We start from the raw sequence: 608 nt of genomic DNA, 5'->3' as shown, positions 1-608 counted from the left end.
ACTCGGTAACGTCATTGCGATCTCCTTTAGTGATGCACCTGTTTTACCAAACCAATAAAATTTAGCAATATATTAACTAAATCTATGATTGATCCAGCGGGCAATCTGACGCAATGCGTGATCGAAATTACGGTATACCGGTTTAAACGGCACCTCAATCAGCTTGCCGTCCGAAGAAGATGAGGTGATTAACCGCGATTCCTCTTCCGGGCTAAACGGATCGTCTTTCCAGTAACCGGATAGCATCGGCGTTGGGCAGCGGCGACCTAACAACCCCTGTGTTTTTAATGAATAGCGATTCAGCTCGACGCGCAGCGCTTCGTCAGACGCATCGTACATGCCGAGGCGCGATGCCAGCACATCGAGGAACATCTCCGGCACCCGTCCCATCAATTGCGAGTCAACCAGCAGGTTATGCACCACCGGCCCCAGACAGGCCACCGCCTTCAGCCGTTGCGATTCCAGATACCCCAGGCGAACGGCGATATTGGCGCCGAAGCGGAAACCAAACGCCGCCACCCGGGTATGATCGACCCACGGCACGTTCTGCAGATGTTGCAGCACGTACTGGTGCAGCATGCTGGTGTCCTGAGCCAGCGTCCATTTAC

The 608-nt window shown here is 53.6% G+C and carries 1 protein-coding gene; it reads right to left on the bottom strand.

Features of this window, described 5'->3' with window-relative positions; all coding sequences use genetic code 11:
- Nucleotides 1-72: 72 nt before the first annotated feature.
- Nucleotides 73-608, bottom strand: a 536-nt coding sequence (locus AACX88_RS17550; RefSeq protein WP_339394137.1) for an alpha/beta hydrolase, incomplete at its 5' end; no start/stop codon positions are given.

The organism is Brevibacterium metallidurans (genome assembly GCF_037101285.1).
GTDB classification, from domain to species: domain Bacteria; phylum Actinomycetota; class Actinomycetes; order Actinomycetales; family Brevibacteriaceae; genus Brevibacterium; species Brevibacterium metallidurans.
This window is presented reverse-complemented; position numbering and strand designations above follow the sequence as displayed.